This is a genomic window from Stenotrophomonas sp. GD03794 (genome assembly GCF_029842145.1).
In the GTDB taxonomy this organism is placed as follows: Bacteria; Pseudomonadota; Gammaproteobacteria; order Xanthomonadales; family Xanthomonadaceae; genus Stenotrophomonas; species Stenotrophomonas riyadhensis.
Window position 1 is genome coordinate 14797 of record NZ_JAOCFV010000028.1, and the last position, 19847, is coordinate 34643.

A 19847-nucleotide genomic window follows, 5' to 3' on the forward strand; every position below is an offset into this window, starting at 1 on the left:
CTTGCATGGCGCTGTTCGACTACCATGCCGCCAACGCGCAGGGCCGCATCGAGAAGGGTCAGCTGGACGCCGACAGCCCGCGCGGCGCACGCCAGCTGCTGCGCGGTCGTGGGCTGACACCCGTGCAGGTCCGCGCGGCGCGCGGTGCGGGCAGTGGCTGGGGCGCCCGGCGGCTGTCTGCCAGCGAGCTGGCCTGGGCCACGCGTCAGCTGGCCAGCCTGCTGGCCGCCAGCCTGCCGTTGGAAGCTGCATTGAGTGCGGTGATTGAACAGGCCGAGCGCCCGCACGTGGCCCAGGCACTCACCGCCGTGCGCGCCGACGTGCGTGCCGGCCAGCGCCTGACCGTTGCGCTGGCTGCGCGGCCACGCGATTTCCCGCCGATCTATCGGGCGCTGGTGGGCGCCGGTGAGGATTCCGGTGATCTTGCACGTGTGATGGAGCGCCTTGCCGACTACATCGAAGAACGCAACGCGCTGCAGGCCAAAGTACTGACCGCTTTCATCTACCCAGCGGCGATCAGCCTGGTGTCGGTGGCGATCGTGATCTTCCTGCTCAGCTACGTGGTGCCGCAGGTGGTGACCGCGTTCGTGCAGGCGCGGCAGACGCTGCCGATGCTGACCCAGGTGATGCTGGCCGCCAGCGCGTTCGTGCGCAGCTGGGGCATGTGGGCAGGGCTCGGCATCGCTGCGTTGGTGGTGGCATGGCGGTTGGCCCTGCGCAAGCCCGAGCTGCGCCTGCGATGGGACGCGATGCTGCTGCGGGTGCCGATGGTCGGGCGTTTCGTGCTGGGCGTGAACAGTGCGCGCTTTGCCTCGACGCTGGCGATCCTGCTGGATGCCGGTGTGCCACTGCTGCGTGCCTTGGAGGCGGCGCGGCAGACGCTTGGCAATGCGCTGCTGGCGCGCTGTGCCGATGACGTGTCTGCGCGCGTGCGCGAAGGTGCGGCGCTGGGTGCTGCGCTGAGGGTGCAGAAGGTGTATCCGCCGATCCTGGTGCACCTGGTGGCCAGCGGCGAGAAGACCGGCTCGCTGGCGCCACTGCTGGACCGCGCTGCACAGACGATCTCGCGCGAGATCGAGCGTCGCGCGATGGCGCTGACTGCGCTGCTGGAACCGACCATGATCCTGGTGATGGGCGGCGTGGTGCTGACGATCGTGCTGGCCGTGCTGATGCCGATCATGGAAATGAACCAGCTGGTGCAGTAGATCCATGCCATGCGTGGACGGATTGCGCGACGCGCGTCATATGCGGTGCATCCACGCATGGCGTGGATCTACTGATGCCTGGATTTCTCCACACAATCCTCCACACCTTTTTTCGATCTTCCACAGGTTTCTTAAGCGGCCTGTCATCGGCGCGGACCAGCATAGCCACGTCGCCGCAGAGTGGGCTGGGAGGCCCTCGGCGGCAGCAGGCGTGTAGTGACCGTTCCTCCCTTGGTGTTTCCCTTCGTAGTAAACCCTTCAGGAGAAGATCATGAACAAGTACAAGACCCTGGCCGCGCTGGTTGCCACCGCGCTGCTCGCCACCGCCGGTGCCGCTTCGGCCCAGCAGTCCCTCATCAACGGTGGTGGCGCCTCGCTGCCGGCCGATCTGTACAAGGGCCAGGCCGACAGCATCCTGCCGGCCAACTTCAGCTACGCCGTGACCGGCTCGGGCACCGGCAAGAAGGCGTTCCTCGAGAACACCATCGGCCTGTTCATCACCAACGGCACCGGCAACGTCCATTTCGCTGGCAGCGACTCGGTCCTGAGCAGCACCGAGATCAGCAACTACAACAGCTCGGCGCTGGCCTCCACGCTCGGCCCGGTGCTGCAGCTGCCGTCGGTCGCCACCTCGGTCACCGTGCCGTACAACAAGGCCGGTGGTGATCTGAACCTTGACGTGGCCAAGATCTGCGGCGTGTTCTCGGGCAAGATCAACGACTGGTCGCAGCTGGACAGCGCCCGCAGCGGCGCCATCAAGGTCATCTACCGCGGCGAAAGCAGCGGCACCAGCGAGCTGCTGACCCGCTTCCTGACCGCCGCCTGCGCCACCGAAGACCTGAGCGCCACCCGTCTGGTCGGCGGCAAGTTCCAGGTCAAGTCGACCTTCGCTGATCTGTTCACCCGCGATGCGCAGAACAACCTGCCGGCCTTCCTGGAAGCGGCCCCGGCCACCGGCGGCACCTCGCTGTACAACCGTGTCTACCAGGTTGCCGGCGCCATCGGCTATGTCGGCCCGGACGTGATCCCGAACCTGCAGGATGCGACCAAGATTGCCAAGGTGAAGGGCTTCTCGCCGGATGAAGTGAGCGTTGCCGCTACCCTGAACACCGTCGCCCCGCCGACCGGTGCCGACATTGCCAACCCGGCCAAGTGGGTGCCGGTGTTCACCAACCCGACCGCCGGCTACCCGATCGCCGGTTACACCAACCTGGTGTTCGCACAGTGCTACCGCACCCTGCCGCAGCGCCAGGCCGTGCGCAACTTCCTGGAAAAGCACTACAACCTGGGCGTGGATGGCAACAACGATGCTGCCGTGCGTGCGCACGGTTTCATCCCGCTGACCCAGACCTGGCGTGAAGCCGTTGCCAACAACCTGATCTCGGCCACCCCGGCCACCGGTCTGGGCAACGCCAGCACCTGCGCCGGTATCGGCCGTTGATCCACCGTACCTGCTGAACAGGGCGCCGACCGCGAGGTCGGCGCCTTTTTTTTGTGGTCGCGCCGAATGTGAAGAAGCTGTCGTTTTTCCGGCGCGGACAACGTCTATCTGATAGTGCCCGGCGATGCCTGCGGGCAGTCGAATCTCTCCTATGCCGCAGACCGTCCGTCGGTCGCTCGAGGTCCTGATGTCGCACCTGCACTCGCCTGTTCCGCACACTGCGCCGCACCGCCATCCGATGGCCTGGGCCATCGCGCTTGCGCTGGGCGCCACGCCCATGCTGCCTGCCCAGGCGCAGCAGGCATTCTCGCCAGGCTGGTTTGCCGACCGCGGTGCAGCGCAGGGCGCAGCCGCGCAGAGCGGGCGCATGCCCAACGGTGTGCCGATCCAGTTCCAGTTGCCTGTCCAGCAACAGGATGCAGCGCGACAGAAACTGCAGCAGTCGATCGACAATCTGGGCACCGCCGCGCAGGCCATTGCGCTGCAGCAGCGCTTGCAGGAGCAGGCGCGCACGCAGCAGCGCGCCGCCGGGTTCGTGATTGCTGACGGCCTCGGCAAGGACGGCCTGAAGGTTGATGAGAATCCGCTGACCCGTGGCTGGGTGAATGCGCGCGAAGCGATCCAGTCGCAGGGCAGCGACGGCAAGGTGCAGGTCAGCATCGAGCAGACCGCCGACCGCGCGATCCTGAACTGGGAAACCTTCAACATCGGCGGCAACACCACGCTCGATTTCAAACAGAATGCGGACTGGGCGGTGCTGAACCGGGTCAATGATCCGAGCGCGCGTCCGAGCCAGATCCTCGGCCAGCTGAAGGCCAACGGCACCGTGTTCGTGGTCAATCGCAACGGCGTGGTGTTCGGCAACAACAGCCAGGTCAACGTGGGCAATCTGGTCGCGGCAGCGACACGGATCAGCGATGGCCAGTTCCGTGACAACGGCCTGTACAGTGGCGACAACAACACCGCTGCGCTCACCGATGCCTTCGGCAAGGTCCTGGTTGAGCAGGGTGCACGCATCACCACGCAGGCGCCTGCCTCGGCAACCCGCGCCGGTGGTTATGTGCTGCTGGCCGGCCACACCGTGGAGAATGCAGGGCAGATTGAAACGCGCAAGGGCCAGACGCAGTTGGCCGCTGGTGACGCGTTCGTGATACGACGTGGTGTGGGTACCGCGCAGAACACCGCATCGACCACAGCCGGCAACGAGATCGCGCCACGCATCGCGGCCGGCAGCAATGCCGGCAGCGTGCGCAACAGCGGCCTGATCCAGGCGCGCGAGGGCGACATCACGCTGGCCGGGCGCAGGGTGGAACAGGCCGGCGTAGCCGTGGCCACTACCACGCTGGACCAGCGCGGCACGGTGCACCTGCTCAACGCCATCAGCGACCGTGCCGGTACGGTCACCCTGGCCAGCGGCGCGACCACGGCGGTGCTGATCGAAGACGATGGCAAGAACACGGCCCTGGACAGCCGCCGTGATGCGTTGGTCAAGGCTTCGGCCGAGCAGGACCTGCTGCGCGGCGCCAGCAGCACTGGCACATTCGACAATCTCTCGCGCATGCAGGACCGGCGTGACCAGTCACGCGTGGAGATTGTGTCCGGCGGCGACGTGAATTTCCAGGACGGTTCGCTGACCGTGGCCACCGGCGGTCAGGTGGTAGCGGAAGCCGCACGCCGGACTTACGCCGGCAATGCCGCGCGCATTGATGTGTCCGGTGCGGTGGGCGTGCGGGTTGCGATGGAGAGCAACAACGTCCAGGTGAAGGTGCAGGGCAACGAACTGCGTGATTCGCCCGACAACCGCGACAGCGGCAAGCTGATCAGCAGCGAGGTCTGGATCGATCGCCGCCAGCTGCAGCACGTGGCCGCAGGCACCGGTGGCAACACCGCCGAGCGCTGGTATGCCGGTGGTGGCCTGCTGGAAGTCGGGGGGTATCTCGACAACCAGGGCCATTCGATCGGCGAATGGGCCGCGCAGGGCGGTACCGTGCAATTGTCCGGCAGCGAAGTGGTCACCCATGCCGGCTCGAGGATCAACCTGGCTGGCGGCAGCCTGGATGTGCAGAGCGGTGCCATCAAGCAGAGCTGGTTGCGTGGCACCGACGGTCAGCTGTACCGGCTGGATGATGCGCCGGCCGAGATGCGGTACGACGGCTTGTATCGGGGCTTTGAAGTAAAGCAGGAGCGCTGGGGAGCCACCGATGTGTTCCGCAATCCGCTGATCGGTGCCGAACAGCGGGTGGAGAACGGCTATACCGTGGGCCGCGACGCGGGCCGTCTGCTGGTGTCCGCGCCCAGTGCGGTACTGCAGGGTCAGGTGGCGACCGATACTTTCCAGGGTGCGCAGCAATCGAAGACACCCGATGCTGCGCGCGACGGCTACGCGCAGGCGCAGACCGCCGTAGCGCGCAATGCCCAGCTGTGGCTTGGGCGCTACGACGGCAACGGCAGAAACGCGGTGTTCGACACACAGGTGCGGATCGTCGATGGCGGGCTGCCTGCCGCCGACGTGTCCCTGCAGGCGCCGCTGCAACAGGAACAGCGCAATACGCTGTGGCTGGATGCCAACCAGCTCAGCGCGCAGCAGTGGGGACGCATCGATCTGGCCAGCGGTGGCAGCATCGCGGTGGAGGGTGCGCTGCGCCTGCAGGACGGTGGCCAGCTGGTGCTCACGGCCGCCGATGTACTGCTGGGGGGTGACATTCAGATCGCGGGTGGACAGGTGCAGGCGGGCAATGAACTGACCCGCGTGGGCGCTCCCGCCGCCTGGCTGCTGCAGGGCGGCCGTTCGCACGTGGCCCTGGCGGAGGGCACGCGCATCGATCTCAGTGGCCGCTGGGTGAATGCGTTGCTGGAACCGGCGTCCAGCCCGGGCATGGCGTGGACTGACGGCGGCAAGCTGCGGCTGCAGAACAGCCATGATGTTGTGGTGCCGGGCAGCGACGTGCGCGTCGATGGCGGCGGTCGGGTTGATGCAAAGGGCAAGGTCACGATCGGCAAGGGCGGCGACGTCAGCCTGCAGGCAGCGAGCGTGGCCGACAGCAGTGGACGGGTCGGTCGCCTGCAGCTGTCCGGCGATGCACGCTTGAGCGCGCTCGGCGGCGGCAGCGGTACGCTGTCGTTGGGCGATGGTGGGCGTATCGTGATCGGCGGGCAGCCGGCCGACGGCGCACTCACCCTGCAGGAGACCCTGTTCAAAAAGGGCTTTGCCAGCTATGACATCAATGGCCAGCAAGGTGTGGAGGTGGCGGACGGAGCCATCGTCGCCGTGCGCATGCCGGGCCTGCGCCTGGCCGAAGCAGCGATGCAGGCACGCGACCGGCACGACGCATTGCAGGTCTGGTCGGCACCCCTGTACAGCGCGGATCCGATCACCGGCAGGTTCAGTCAGCGCAACGGTGCGAGCCTGACGCTGCGTTCACAGCAGGGCGAGGCCGGTGGTGATCTGCGCATCGGTCGCGGCGCCCTGGTCAGCGTGGATGCCGGTCAATCGATCACCCTGCGCGGCGCGGGCAGCATCACGGTTGATGGCGGCCTGAAAGCGGCGGGTGGCCGCATCCGCCTGGATGACATTCGCGAACCGACCAGCCTGTTCGATTCGCAGCGCAACGAGCGCACCTACCGCATCGGTGCGCAGGGTGTACTCGACGTCAGCGGTGACGCCTTCACTGCGCGTGATGCCAGTGGCCGCCTGCGCGGGCAGGTGCGCAAGGGGGGCAGCATCGAGATTGGAGGCGCGCTCGACTGGGACGGCCAGGACAACGTGCCTGACCGGCCGGTGGATGCATTCGTGGTGGTTGAACGCGGTGCGAAACTGCTGGCCAACGGCAGTTCGGCGCAGCTGGACATCGATGGCGCCGGCCGCCAGGATGTGGCCAGCGATGGCGGCACCATCGTGGTGCGCTCGGCCAATGCGCTGTACTTGCAGGGCGCTCTGCAGGCCGCTGCAGGCGGCGCCGGCGCGCAGGGCGGAACCCTGGGTATCGCCTTCGGAGGCAGCATCCATGCGGGCGGTGCCAGCGAAGATGTGTTGGCGCCGCGCGCCATCGTGCTCAGCCAGGACGATCGCGAGCAGGCCGTGCCGGCGAAGCTGCAGTACGGGCACGCACGCCTGTCGGCGGCGCAGGTCGGTGCCGGTGGTTTCGACAATCTTTCGCTGTTCGGCAACGTGCGTGCCGAAGGTGATGTGGAACTGCGCCTCGGCCAGAGCCTGCGCTTCCAAGGTCTGCAACAGGATGGGCTGGGCATGCTGCAGGGCGGCAGCGCTGGCGGCCTGCTTGCGCTGAGCGCGCCCTACGTGCGCTTGGCGCAGAGCAGCTGGTTGAGGCTGCCTGGCGATACCCTGGTCGGTACCGCTGCCGTGGCGGTGGATACCGGTCGCCAGCATCGCTTCAGTGTGGATGCGGACCTGATCGACCTGCGCAATACCACCTGGCTGGCGGGGTTTGATGACGTGCAACTGCGCAGTCGCGGCGATCTGCGCTTCCTGGGCAGTGGCGCAGCGCTCGGCAGTACCGGCGCGCAGCTGATCGCGCCGCGCAGCCTGGACGTAACCGCAGCGCAGCTGTACCCGGTGGCCGATGCGGGCGGCGTGCTGGCGGCCGGTGTGTCGCAGCCGGGCAGTGCGATCAGCCGCTGGGATGATGCCGAAGGCATCGTGCGCATCCATGGTCTTGGCGGGGCGGTTCCAGTCCTGCCGTTGTCGGTGTCCGGCGGCCTGTCAGTGGTGGCAGCGACCATCGAGCAGGGCGGCATCCTCCGGGCGCCGTTGGGCGCCATCACCCTGGGCGGTACCGATGCCGACGGGCGCCGGGCCGGCTCGGTGACGCTGCTGCCCGGAAGCGTGACCTCCACCAGCGGCGCGGGGCTCAGTGTGCCGTTCGGTGGCACCGTCGATGGCGTGGACTGGCGCAGGGACGGCAGCGCCCATGCCATACCGCCGGTAGGCGGTGTCGCGCCCGGCGCGGACCCCAAGGGCATCGCCATCATCAGCAGCCGTACCGAGGTGGCCGAAGGGGCGCTGCTGGATCTCTCCGGCGGCGGCGAGTTGACCGGTGCTGCCTTTGTCAGCGGGCGCGGTGGCTCGGTCGACATCCTGCGCCATGCATTGGCCGATGCCAATCCGCGTTATGGCTTCAGCGAATCGGCCAGTCCGGTATATGCGATCCTGCCCGGCTACACCGGCAGTGCAGCGCCGCTGGGATTGAGTGACGGCTCGCTGGACCCTGGCATTGGCCAGCAGATCACGATTCCCGCAGGCGTGCCTGGATTGCCGGCTGGCACCTACACGTTGTTGCCGGCCAGCTTCGCGCTGCAGCAGGGCGCGTTCCGGGTGGAGCTGGGGCGCACCGGCGCGGTCGGTATCGGTGCACCGCTGGCCACCGGCACCGGCTCCTGGATGGTCGGCGGACACACGGGGTCGACGCTGGGTGGCCTGCGTTCGCCCTTGCTGACCGCGTTGCTGCTGACCCCGGCCGATACCGTTCGCCGGCATTCCAGCTACAACGAGACCAGCTACAACGCATTCGTGACCACGTCGGCACAACGGTTGGGCACGCCGCGCGGCTGGCAGACCGTCGATGCCGGCACGCTGCGCCTCGGGCTTGGCAATGGCGCCGGCAGGGACGGCACGCCCGCTGTGAGTTTCCAGGGCCAGACCCGGTTTGCGCCGGCGGCGGGCAGCGCCGGCATTGGCGGTTCGGTGGAAGTGAACCTGGTCAACCGGCTGGGTGAACTGGAAGTGGTGGCGGCCGGTCGCACGCCCAGTTCTACTGGCAATGGTGCCACCATCGAGGCGGACGTGCTCAACGCGTTGCAGCCCTCGCGCCTGGTGCTCAACGCACAGGTCCGCGCGACCAGCAACCAGCGCCTGCAGGTGGCCGGTGCCGGCCAGAACCTGGTGTTGCGGGACGGCGCGGTCCTGCGTGCGCCTGAGGTGATTCTGGGGGCGGTGGCCGGAGGCAAGGGCGTGCGCGTGGAGGCAGGCGCAGGCATCGACACGCTCGGTCGCGGCGCCGCTCCGTTGCCCGACAACGCCGGTTTCTACTACCAGGCCGAAGGCGGAGTGATGGTGGTGTCCAACGGGCGCACCGATCTGCTGGCCGCGCCCTTGCGCGAGGGAGCCGATCCGTCGCTGGTCAGCTTCGACATCGGCACCTGCGACCCGGGCCGTCAGTGTGCGGGCCAGGCACGATTGGTGTCGGAGGGAAGCATCAACGTCGCCACCAATGGCGGCCTGCAGCTGCGCGATACGGCCAGCTACGGCGCCCGCCAGCTCGGCGTCAGCGTGGCGGCGATCAATCTGGGCAGCGACGATGCCATCGCGCAGGCCGCCGCGGCCGCCGCTTTGCCGCCGGGCATGCTGATGAACCAGCAGGTGCTGACCACCTTGCTGCGCGGCAATACCGCCACCGGCGCACCGGCACTGGAGACGCTGAAGCTCTCGGCGGCCGAGTCAATCAATGTATTCGGCAGTGTCGATCTTGATACGCGCGACAGCGCGACCGGCAAGTCGAGCCTGCGCACCCTGGTGCTGGGCGCACCGGCCATCCATGGCTATGGCAACAGCAGCGACCGTGCGCGCATCTTCGCCGGCAACCTCACCTGGGCCGGTGCACTTGCGGCAAGTGGGTTTGCGGATTCGAATGCCGCGCAGCCCGGCGGGGCGGCGATGGTCGACCGCCTTGGCAGTGGCCAGCTGGACATCATTGCCGATACGTTGCGGCTCGGCCCGGCGCCACAGTCGTGGCCCGCCTCGGAGGTCGTGGCCGGACGCCAGGTCCTCGGCTTCGCCGGGGTGAACCTGCGTGCCGCACAGCAGGTGGTCTTCGCCGGCAATGGTGCGTTGAATGTGCATCAGTTCCAGGGCGCCTACGACCCAGCCAAGGGCTGGACCTACAGTGGCGGCAACCTCGATATCCAGGCACCGCTGGTCACTGCCGAAGCAGGCGCGAAGCTGGCGGTGACTGCTGGTGGCACGCTGCGCGTGCACGGCGCAGGCGCCTCGACGGCGGCCGATGCTCTGGGCGCAGAATTGACGCTGGACGCCGACGATATTCTCCTCGACACCCGTATCGCGCTGGCCTCGGGCCGCCTGGCGGCCACGGCGGCCCGCTCGGTGCAGCTTGGCAGCAGCGCCAACCTCGATCTGGCCGGGCGCAAGGTCAGCCTGTTCGATGTGGATACCTACAGTGTCGGCGGTGACGTCACGCTGACAGCAACGGAAGGTGACGTGCGCAGCGACGCAGCATCGCGCGTCGATCTGTCGGCGCAGAACAACCGCGCGGGTCGTCTCACCGTGACCGCGCTGGGTACTGCCGGCGGGCATGTCGACCTGGCAGGACGGCTGCTTGGCCAGGCCAGCGGCACGCTGGACGCAGGTGGCAGCCTGGTGCCGTATGAGAACGGTGAGCTGGTGGTGCGCGCACGTGAACTGACAGACTTCAGTGGCCTCAACCAGCGCCTTACCCGCGACGGTGTCACTGGAGCGCGCAGCTTCCAGATCAAGCAGGGAGACCTGCTGATCGGCGACGAAGTGAAAGCGCGCAAGGTGGATATCAGCGTCGACGGTGGTGCGCTGCGGGTGCTCGGGCGCATCGACGCCAGCGGCGACCAGGTTGGCAGCATCCGCCTGGCCGCGCGCGATGGCCTGCAGTTGGACGGAAGCCTGGACGCCCACGGCACGGCACTGCGTGTGGACAGCTATGGCAAGATCATCGACAGCCCGAACCGTGCCATCGTCGAGCTGGAAAGCCGCGATGGGCGCGTGCAGCTGGGTTCGGCGGCGCGGATCGATCTTCGCAGCGGCACCGGCGTTGCCGTCGGTACCGGAGCAGGGCAGAACGATGGACGCGCCCGCGGCACGTTCGTGCTGAACGTGCCGCGAGTGGGCAGCGACGATGCCGGCGTCGATACCGGCAGTGGCGTGCAGGTACTCGGCGCGCGCGATATCTTCGTGACCGGCGTGCGCCGCTATGACGACGCACCCCTGGCTGACACGGCGGATGTGAACGGCCGACGCGGCCAGCTGGTTACCCAGTCGTGGCTGGATACGGTGGTTGACCCAGCCAACACTGCATGGATGAATGCCGCGCTGGGCAATGCCGGGCTGTCGGCACGGCTGGCCACACTGGGGACCGTGCGCCTGCGTCCCGGCGTGGATGTCGTCGGCGCGATCTCGTCCAGCAACCCGCATGGTGATCTGACCGTCAGCGGCGATATCGATCTTTCCGGCTATCGCTACGGCCCGCAGGCCAATCGACAGGACCCCGCGCGACGCGGCTTCGGTGAGGCGGGCGCGTTGCGCCTGCGCGCAGCCGGCGACCTGTTCATCCATGGCAGCATCAACGACGGCTTTGCGCCGCCACCTGCCAGCCCGGATGATCGCGGTTGGCAGCTGGTGCCTGGACAGAGTTTCGGTGCCGGCATTACACCGTTCGGCAGCGACATCCTGGTGCCCAATGACAACGTCGTACTGGAGGCCGGTACGCGCTTCCCGGCGGGTGCCGTGCTGAATTACGCGATTGCGGTGCGCGATGCGGTGCTGCCTGCCGGCACCAGGTTGCCGGTGGAGATGACGCTGGGGCAGGCACTTACGTTGCCGGCGGGCTATGTGCTGCCGGCCTCCGTCACGCTGACCGATGGCCAGGTGCATGCCGCAGGCAGCGTGCTGGCGCAGGCGCTGCAGCTGCCCGCTGGTTCGCGCCTGGGCGCGGGCTTCCAGCTGCGCAGCGAGGCCAACGTAAGGGCCACGACCTGGCCGGCCGGCGCGCGATTGCCGACGGAGCTGCGACTGGCGACGCGCACCCCGTTGGCGCGAGGTTCACTGATTCCGGCAATGACCACGCTGGAGCTGGCCGGTGGGCAACCGATCAACCTGCGCCCGGTGGGCAGCGATGGTCGACAGGGACGCAACTGGGCGTTGGCGCAGATGTTGCCCGAGGGCACCACCTCGTGGGATCTGACCGCCGTTGCGGGCGCCGATACCGAGGCGGCCGACCCGCGCGCACGGCGGATCGGCAGCGGCGATCTGGTGATGGCCGATAGCCATTACGGCGTTGTGCGTGCGGCTACCATGGTCTCCACGTTCGTGCGCGAACAACGGGTGACCGCCCTGGGCGCGCAGCGCGAAGGAGTGGATGCAAGCTGGGTCGGCAAGCCGGTGAAGGCGCTGGCCGAGCACCTGGGCAAGCCCGAGTCTGCGATCTGCGCGGCTGGCAGCAGCTGCGAGGCGGCACCTTACTTGTTCACGGCGCAAGGTGCCGATGAAATGGGCGATCCGTCGCTGGTCGGCATGCCCGTGAAGGAAACTGCCGAGATGTTCGGGATGACCGAAGAGGAGCTGTGCGGTTCGGTCAGTTCGGGCATCTGCGTGATGCCCGGCGAGATGCGTGACGTTGCGACCATGGGTCAACCGAAACATGGCACGCCGCTGTGGAGCGTGCTGCGCACCGGCAGTGGCGACCTGCAGTTGATGGCCGGCCGCGATCTGTCGATGCGCTCGGTGTACGGCGTCTATACCGCGGGAACGCCGACCGCGCTGGGTAATGGCCTCGATGCCCGTTTCCAGTCCGAGCGCGCGCCGCCGTCCGGACGCGAGGCATTGCTCGGGCTGCAGCAGTCCAGCGGTGACTATGACGCGGCACTTGCCGCCTATCGCGCGTGGTATCCGGATCACGGCGGCAACCTGAGCATCGCGGCCGGCCGCGACGTGACCGGGGCAACATGGGGTGCGCTGTCGTCGTCCGGCTCGGCGGCGGGTGACCTGGCCAACCACGCCAGCGGCGCGGTTGCCAACTGGCTGTGGCGCCAGGGCACAGGTGCGGTTGCGGGCGTCGAGCAGCAGCCTGTCGCCTGGTGGATCAACTTCGGCACTTACGCCAATGTGTCCACGTTCTCCAACCCCAGTCCACGCATGGTCGGCTTCACCGGCTTTGGTACGTTGGGTGGCGGCAATCTGGAGATTGATGCGGGCAGGCATGCCGGTGTGACCGATGCCAAGGGTGACGCGCTGAAGAACACAAGCAGCACCCGTTTCTCCACCGCGATCAACGCAGCCGTGGGCTCGACCGGACGTGTTGATGATGGGCGGCTGGTGCTGACAGGTGGTGGCGATCTGAGCCTGCGCGCCAGCGGTGCACTCAACCCGAACCTGATGGCCACTACGATCAATCACGTCAGCAACGAGCAGGACCTGGAACTCAATGGCACATTCACGAACCTGCGCGGCAGCCTGAGTCTTGAGGCCTCCCGCATTGGCGGCAGTGCCGTCGGCATCTCCCAGTACACTGATCCCAGCAGTGGCCTGCGCCCCAGCGATCCGTTCCGCGCTTTCGGTGGCAAGGCGATGGGTGGTCCGGTGCTGGTGCTGGGCGACGCCGTGGCAAACCTGCACGCCCGGGGCGACGTCATCCTGGGCGGCGTCGCCGATGCCGGCCGTGTGGTGCAATTCAATGCGCCGCAGGTGGCGCTGGCGGGAGGCGGCCTTGCGGCGGGTACTACCGGCTTCTCGCTGTGGACCGCGGCCACGGCAGTAAATCTGGTTTCGTTCGGCGGCGACGCCACCCCGCTGACAGCGCATGCCAGCACCCCGGGGCAGAATCTGCGATCGGAATCCACCGGCGACAATTTCGCCTACTGGATCTATCCCTCCAGGCTGCAGGTGCAGGCCACCAGCGGCGACATCAAGTTGGGCGAAGGCGGTGAGAACAACATACTGCTTACCGCTCCTTCCCCTACGGGCAGCATGCAGTTGCTGGCTGGCAATTCGATCATCGCCGGCGATCGGTCACCGTACATCAGCAGCTCTGGTGCGGACACTCGCCTGCCATCCCCGTTCGATCCGGTGTTCACCGCACGGGACGCGAAGGGCACCGAATTGCTCGGCAACATTTCGCCCGATGGCATCAATGCTCGGGTACCCACATGGGGCGATGCCATACCGCTGTTCGCCTTTGGGCCGAACCGTCCCATGGCGGCGGTGGCACGCACCGCCGGGGGCACGCCGAACCGCTTCTACGCAGGCTCGGGCGACATCATCGGTCTGCGCACGGGCGAACAATGGATGCTGAACGCCGCCGGTGGCAGCCGCCGCACCGTTCGCGAGTGGATTGATGTGGCTGCGCCGGTGCAGCTGCGTGCAGGCCAGGACATCCTGTCCAGCACCGTCCTTGCGTTGAACAACAGTGCCAGCGATGTCACGGTGCTGCAGGCCGGGCGGGACATCGTGCATGCCAACGTCACCGTATACGGCAGCGGCAATGTCGATGTCAGCGCCGGCCGTCAGCTGCGCCAGGAAGACCGCGGCAGCATCGTCAGCCGCGGCGGCCTGGTGCAGGGCGACACGCGCCCGGGTGCCAGCATCGCGATGACCGCCGGCAACCAGCAGGTCGACTTCGGCGCCGTGCGTGCACGCTACCTGGATGCGACACGGCTGGCCGATCCCGCGCAGACACTGGCGTCGCAGCCGGGCAAGGTGGTCAAGGTCTATGACAAGGAACTGAAGCAGTGGCTGCTGGAGCGTTTCAACATCAGCGCTGACGGCGCGCAGGCACTGGCCCTGTTCGACACACTGCCACAGGAGCAGCAGCGCATCTTCCTGCGCCAGGTCTACTACGCCGAACTGCGCGAGGGCGGCCGCGAGTACACCGATGCGGATGGCCCGCGCGTAGGCTCCTACCTGCGCGGCCGCGAGGCCATCGCCACCTTGATGCCGGACAAGGATGCAGCGGGCAAGACGATCCAGCGCACCGGCGATATCGTGATGTATGGCGGCGCCGGCGTACGCACCGAGGCCGGTGGCAACATCGAGCTGATGGCGCCGGGCGGGCAGATCGTGGTGGGCGTGGTTGGCGAGGCGCCGCCGGCAAGCGCGGGCCTGGTGACCCAGGGGCAGGGCGACATCCGGCTGTTCAGCCAGGACAGCGTGCTGTTGGGCCTGTCGCGGGTGATGACCACCTTTGGCGGTGACATCCTGGCCTGGTCCGAACAGGGCGACATCAATGCGGGCCGTGGCTCGCGCACCACGCTGGTGTATACCCCGCCACGCCGCCTGTACGACCGTTGGGGCAACGTCAGTCTGTCACCGCTCGCACCGGTCAGCGGTGCCGGCTTCGCTACGCTGGACCCGATTCCCGAAGTGCCGCCGGGCGACGTCGACCTGATCGCGCCGCTGGGCACCATCGATGCGGGCGAAGCGGGCATCCGTGTTTCGGGCAACATCAACCTTGCCGCGCTGCAGGTGCTCAACGCGGCCAACATCCAGGTGCAGGGCGAGAGCAAGGGCCTGCCGGTGTTGGCCACGGTGAACGTCAATGCGCTGGCGTCGGCCAGTGCTGCAGCGAACAGTGCCAGCCAGGCGGCACAGGACGTGATGCGCAAGAGCCAGGACGACGCACGGCGCAACCAGCCCTCGGTGATCAGCGTGCAGATCCTCGGCTTCGGCAGCGGCACCAGCAGCATTGCGCCGCCGGCGCGCGGCACGACCGCCAACAGCGGCTACGACGCCAACAGCGCCTTCCAGTTCCCGCAGGCAAGCCGCGACGAAGGCACGCAGCGCCGATAGGCATAGCACGCCCCGGTAGGTGCCGACCTTGGTCGGCACGCATTGCCCGATGCAGCGCATCGGGCTGCAGCATCGGGCCAGCCGCCAGGGAACGGTGGCGGCCCCAGCCAGGACGGCACGGAGGGCAGGGAGCGGCCATCAGCGGTGAGGACCACCGACACAGCGCCGCCGGGTGCAGGAGAGCACCCGGCGGCAGGAGGGACGCGCGCATGTGTCACGGTAGATGCCGACCCTGGTCGGCAGTAGATCCTCGCCATGCGTGGATGGCTTGGCCAGCTTCAGTGCCGACCAAGGTCGGCACCCACCAGAGCAGGCCGCGCAGCAGGAACAGGCTCGGCAGTAGATCCACGCCATGCGTGGATGCGGCGCCACGAACCAATCCTAAAGCTCCAGCACCCGCCGGTAACTCAACGGCCCACGCCCATCGCGCAGGCCCAACCGCAGTTCAAGTCCGGTGGCCGGCAATACCTCGCCCTCGCTCGGCAACACGGCCCATCCCGTTCCAGGCTGCCACGCCCGCACCTCGAACCGCTGCACATCGCGCGCCACCGCAAGGCCCTTCGACGGATCCGGTGCGGGCAGGGGATACCGGTCCGTAGCCGCACCACTGGCCCGCCACAGCGTGCTGCCCTGCCGCCACCAGCGCACCCGCTGCCAGTGCCGCCCATCACTGCCGACACTGCGGGTGATCTCCAGCGCGAAGCTGCCATCCGGGTGCCGCTCGCTCACCAGCGACGGGGGCACCAATCGCTGCGGACGATCTGCCGGGCGCACCGCGCCATTCATCAGCGCATCGTCTGCGCGCATCTCGATATCCCGCTGGAACTGCTGCAGCACGCGCAGCGCCGTCGTGGTCTCTGCATCGGCCTGGCGCAGGCGCTGGTCGCTGCTGGCCACGCTGTCCAGCGCACGCCAGCAGATCAGCGCCAGCACGCCCATGATGGTGATCGCGATCATCACCTCGATCAGGGTGAAACCTGCTGCGGTACGCTTCATTGCGCCGCCGTCCACGGCAGCTGCATCCGCGCCAGCGACTGTCGCGGTGCATCTTCGGCCACCACGGTCAATTCCAGTTGCGGCTGCCCGTCGCTGCCAGTGCCCAGATGCTGCAGGACCAGGAAGCTGCCGCGTCCCTGCACACAGCGCTGCCGCGCATCCTGCGGCGGCTGCCCGACGAGGCGCAGCTCCTGCCAGCGGTCCTGCGCACACAACAGCGCCAGGCGACGGTCGCGCAGCCGTGACTGATCGTCGGTCGCCACTGCCACCGAGCGCATCACCGCAGCCAGTGCAATCGATACGATCGCCAGCGCGATCAACACCTCGATCAGGGTGAATCCGCGCGCCGTCTGCTTCACTGCACGACCTGCAATTGTCCGCTGCCATCATCACGAAGACGCAGTGCGCGGCCGTCCAGCGACAGTCCAAGCTCCCAGGCGGTACCGATCCACTCCGGGCTCAGCTCGATGGCGGTGGTGGGCTGCACCGCGATGCCTGCAGCCTGCCACTTCTGTGGACGCAGCAGATTATCGCGTTCAACGGTGACCCAGCGGCTGCCTTCGAGGCGGCTGAAACGATAGCCGGCGGCGTCGGCCTGCCAGCGCAGGGGGCGGCCATCGATGCGGGCCTCGTCGCGCGCCACCTGCAGGCGCTGCGCCAGTCGTTCGCCTTCCTGCCGCAGCTGGCGCGCGGGGTCGAGCAGGCTGCCCAGGCCCAGGCCGATGCCTGCCGTGCAGATGCCGATGATCACCAGCACCACCATCAGTTCCAGCAGGGTGAAACCACGCGGGATGCGTCGCATCGACATTGCCTCCTGTCCCTTGCCGATGCGTGCCAGCGTAGGCCCGCATGATGAAACAAAAGCGTCAGCCGCACCTGCTAGCGTAGGCGGACACGAACGTGGCGATGATGTTGAACATGGACGGCAGGCGCTGGGATCGGAATCGGATGTTGACCCTGCTGGCGGCGACGCTGCTGCTGGCCGTGGTGGCCTATTGGAGCGTCACCCTGTCTGCGGTGGCGCCAGCGGCGGCCGCGAGCGAAGCGCATGCCGAGGCGCCGGTACGGCCGATGTTCGATGCAGTGGCCAGCCTGCCACTGGTGCGGTTGCTGTCTCCCGGCGCGGTGCAGACCGAGGTGGTCGTGCTGGGCGTGATGGCGGGTGACCATGCGCCATTGGCCCTGCTCTCGGTAGATGGACGCCCAGCGGAAGCGTATGCGCCCGGCCAACGACTCGGACCCTGCACGGTACTGGCCAGCATCAGCGCCAGCGCTGTGGAACTGAACCAGGCCGGGCAATCGCGCAGCCTGCCGGTGCCCGCGCTGCCAGCGGTGCCAAGCGATGGCATCGTGCCCGCCGGCTCCCTGTAGAGCCGAGCCCACGCTCGGCTGCTTTTCGCGTGCCGTCCGCAACGCAGGTAGGCGCAGCCGAGCGCGGGCCCGGCTCTACAGCTGCGCAGGCTCAACGCGCCGGACGCTGCGGTTCCACCGAACGACCGAAGGCATCGCCCATGCGCTGTCGTGTGCCTTCCAGGTTGTACTGCATCAGCTGGTTGCCCGGCTGCCGCATCAGGCGTTCGGCTTCAGGCAGCGCCGGTGACTTCGCCGATTTCGGCGCCGGGGCCAGTTTGCGTTGCAGGCACTCCCAGGCGGGGATGCGCTCGCCATTGACCTGTACTTCGATGCAGGGTGCGGCATCGTCCTGTTTCTTCGCCTCTCCGGCCCAGGCCGATGGCAACGCCAGCAACAAGGCAAGGGCGAGGGCAGGGCGAAGGCCCGCCTTCAACGACTCACTCATCTTGAATCTCCTGCGAAAACCGACGCTCAGCAATGAAGACGTATGGCGAAGACAGTGTCCGCCTGCAACTGTTCCGGCGCTGTCAAAAGATGACAGCACTGTCACAAAACTATTGGCGGTTTTGACGCGACGTACACGTCCTGTTGATAGACCCACGCGCCGCTCCCTGGCCACTCCCTTCGATACGACGCGATGCCTTCGATGACTCCTGTTCCGTGCCGAGCCGTCCGCCTTCCGCTGCGCCTGCATCCGCTGGTGCTGGCTCTGGCCGCGATGCCGCTGCCATTGTTCGCGCAGGACGCGGCGCCTGCGCCCAGCGTGAACATCAATGAATACATCGTGCGCGGCAACACCGTGCTCGATCCGCGCCAGATCGAACGTGCGGTGGAGCCGTTCCTCGGCCCGGGCAAGACCCTGGCCGATGTCGAGAAGGCGCGCGATGCCGTCAATGCGCTGTACCAGCAGGCAGGCTACCAGTCGGTCTACGTCGAGCTGCCCGAGCAGCAGGTCAGTGGTGGCGTGGTGCTGCTGAAGGTGCAGCAGACGCCGATCGGGCAGCTGCGGGTCGTAGGCACGAAGCACGAATCGCCCGAACGCATCCGCGAACGCGTGCCGGCACTTGCCGAGGGCAAGGTGCCGGACTTCGACCAGGCGCAGAAGGAACTGACCGCGCTGAATGAAGGTGGACGTCGGCAGGTGATGCCGCTGGTGCGCGAGGGCCAGGTGCCGGGCACGATGGATGTGGACCTGCAGGTCGAGGAGAAGTCGCCGTGGCGTGCCAGCGCGGCGCTCAACAACGACCACAGCGCCGACACCGAGAAGCTGCGCCTGAGTGCATCGCTGGCCTACGACAACCTGTGGAAGCGCGGGCACAGCGCCAACATCGGCGTGTACCTGGCGCCGGAAGATACCAAGCAGGCCAAGGTGTTCTCGGCCTCGTACATGATGCCGTTCGAGGGCACGCCGTGGAGCCTGGAAGCGTCCGGCTACAAGTCCGACAGCCGCGTGCTGAACGCGGGTGGGCAGGTGGGTACCGGCACCGGAACCAATGTAATCGGCAACGGCCATTCGATCGGTCTCAAGCTCAACTATCGACTGGCCGGCAGCAGCCAGTGGTGGCGCCAGCTCAGCCTCGGCGTGGACTTCAAGGACACCGAGGAAGACACGCAGATGGGCAAGGAGAGCCTGAAGACGCCGCTGAAGTACGCGCCGATCACCCTGGCGTTTGTCGGTGTGCGCCAGGGCGAGCAGGATCAGTTGAGCATCAATACCCAGCTGGTGGCCGGTACCCGCCGCCTGTTCGGCTATGGCAGCGATGCCATCGGATTCGGGCAGAAGCGCTACTGGGCGGACCCCAGTTTCATCGCGTTCAAGGCCGATGTGGCCAACACCCACACCTTCGGCAGCGATTGGCAGTGGTACGCGCGCGGCTCGCTGCAGGTGACCGACGCACCGCTGGTGTCGGCCGAGCAGTTCGCCGCCGGTGGCATGTACACCGTGCGCGGCTATCTGTCGGCCGAGGCGATCGGCGACTACGGCGGCCTGGCCAGCCTGGAATGGCGTACCCCGGCGTGGTCGCTGTGGAGCGGCACGGATCTGCGCGTCTACAGCTTTGCCGACGCCGCCTACCTGCGCCTGCGCCAGCCGCTGCCCGAGCAGCGTGACAAGTACAACCTGGCCTCGGTCGGCCTGGGCGCGCAGCTGCGCCTGGGTGAGCACCTGCAGCTGCGCCTGGACTACGCCTGGCCCTATGCCGATGGCCCGGTCACGCGCAAGGACGACCCACGCCTGCATTTCAACATCAGCACCAGTTACTGACCCTTCCCTTGAACATGCGTTCTCCGG

The 19847-nt window shown here is 67.5% G+C and carries 9 protein-coding genes; 5 read left to right on the plus strand and 4 right to left on the minus strand.

Annotation, left to right across the window (positions count from 1 at the left end; translation table 11 throughout):
* Positions 1 to 5 precede the first annotated feature (5 nt).
* The 3 genes from gspF (at position 6) to N5D91_RS15055 (ending at position 15208) form a co-directional block, all read left to right on the plus strand.
* Entirely contained in the window at positions 6 to 1205 is a 1200-nt protein-coding gene (gene gspF, locus N5D91_RS15045) for a type II secretion system inner membrane protein GspF (RefSeq protein ID WP_180853964.1), read from the plus strand.
* A gap of 271 nt (positions 1206 to 1476) precedes the next feature.
* Complete coding sequence (locus N5D91_RS15050; RefSeq protein WP_049400282.1) at positions 1477 to 2646, plus strand: substrate-binding domain-containing protein; 1170 nt, start codon at positions 1477 to 1479, stop codon at positions 2644 to 2646.
* A 187-nt stretch (positions 2647 to 2833) separates the two neighbouring features.
* Positions 2834 to 15208 (plus strand): filamentous haemagglutinin family protein, encoded by a 12375-nt coding sequence (locus tag N5D91_RS15055; RefSeq protein WP_180853963.1) that lies wholly within the window; start codon positions 2834 to 2836, stop codon positions 15206 to 15208.
* A gap of 381 nt (positions 15209 to 15589) precedes the next feature.
* On the opposite strand, the gene N5D91_RS15060 is transcribed toward N5D91_RS15055, so the two are convergent.
* From N5D91_RS15060 to gspH, 3 genes are read right to left on the minus strand one after another with little or no spacing between them, the layout of a single operon-like run.
* Positions 15590 to 16204, minus strand: coding sequence for a prepilin-type N-terminal cleavage/methylation domain-containing protein (locus N5D91_RS15060; protein WP_180853962.1), 615 nt, complete (start codon positions 16202 to 16204; stop codon positions 15590 to 15592).
* A complete protein-coding gene (gene gspI / locus N5D91_RS15065) occupies positions 16201 to 16563 on the minus strand; it encodes a type II secretion system minor pseudopilin GspI (RefSeq protein ID WP_180853961.1) in 363 nt (120 codons plus the stop codon). The genes N5D91_RS15060 and gspI overlap by 4 nt, the downstream gene beginning before the upstream one ends.
* Positions 16560 to 17006 carry a type II secretion system minor pseudopilin GspH gene (gspH, locus tag N5D91_RS15070; protein WP_180853960.1) on the minus strand — a complete coding sequence of 149 codons (447 nt, stop codon included), beginning with the start codon at positions 17004 to 17006 and terminating at the stop codon, positions 16560 to 16562. Before gspH ends, gspI begins: the two co-directional genes overlap by 4 nt.
* A gap of 104 nt (positions 17007 to 17110) precedes the next feature.
* Here gspH and N5D91_RS15075 point away from each other — a divergent pair, with 104 nt between their 5' ends.
* Positions 17111 to 17575 carry a general secretion pathway protein gene (locus tag N5D91_RS15075; protein ID WP_180853959.1) on the plus strand — a complete coding sequence of 155 codons (465 nt, stop codon included), beginning with the start codon at positions 17111 to 17113 and terminating at the stop codon, positions 17573 to 17575.
* A gap of 91 nt (positions 17576 to 17666) precedes the next feature.
* Here N5D91_RS15075 and N5D91_RS15080 read toward each other — a convergent pair whose 3' ends face one another.
* Entirely contained in the window at positions 17667 to 18002 is a 336-nt protein-coding gene (locus N5D91_RS15080) for a hypothetical protein (RefSeq protein ID WP_049399766.1), read from the minus strand.
* Between the two features lie 201 nt (positions 18003 to 18203).
* Between N5D91_RS15080 and N5D91_RS15085 the strand changes: the two genes are divergently transcribed.
* Entirely contained in the window at positions 18204 to 19820 is a 1617-nt protein-coding gene (locus tag N5D91_RS15085; protein ID WP_049399765.1) for a ShlB/FhaC/HecB family hemolysin secretion/activation protein, read from the plus strand.
* Positions 19821 to 19847 lie beyond the last annotated feature (27 nt).

Excerpts from the sequence above, each read along its gene's own strand:
- gspF (WP_180853964.1), top strand. The coding sequence starts at position 6 with ATGGCGCTGTTCGACTACCATGCCGCCAACGCGCAGGGCCGCATCGAG.
- N5D91_RS15050 (WP_049400282.1), top strand. The coding sequence starts at position 1,477 with ATGAACAAGTACAAGACCCTGGCCGCGCTGGTTGCCACCGCGCTGCTC.
- N5D91_RS15055 (WP_180853963.1), top strand. The coding sequence starts at position 2,834 with ATGTCGCACCTGCACTCGCCTGTTCCGCACACTGCGCCGCACCGCCAT.
- N5D91_RS15060 (WP_180853962.1), bottom strand. The coding sequence starts at position 16,204 with ATGAAGCGTACCGCAGCAGGTTTCACCCTGATCGAGGTGATGATCGCG.
- gspH (WP_180853960.1), bottom strand. The coding sequence starts at position 17,006 with ATGCGACGCATCCCGCGTGGTTTCACCCTGCTGGAACTGATGGTGGTG.
- N5D91_RS15075 (WP_180853959.1), top strand. The coding sequence starts at position 17,111 with ATGATGTTGAACATGGACGGCAGGCGCTGGGATCGGAATCGGATGTTG.
- N5D91_RS15080 (WP_049399766.1), bottom strand. The coding sequence starts at position 18,002 with ATGAGTGAGTCGTTGAAGGCGGGCCTTCGCCCTGCCCTCGCCCTTGCC.
- N5D91_RS15085 (WP_049399765.1), top strand. The coding sequence starts at position 18,204 with ATGACTCCTGTTCCGTGCCGAGCCGTCCGCCTTCCGCTGCGCCTGCAT.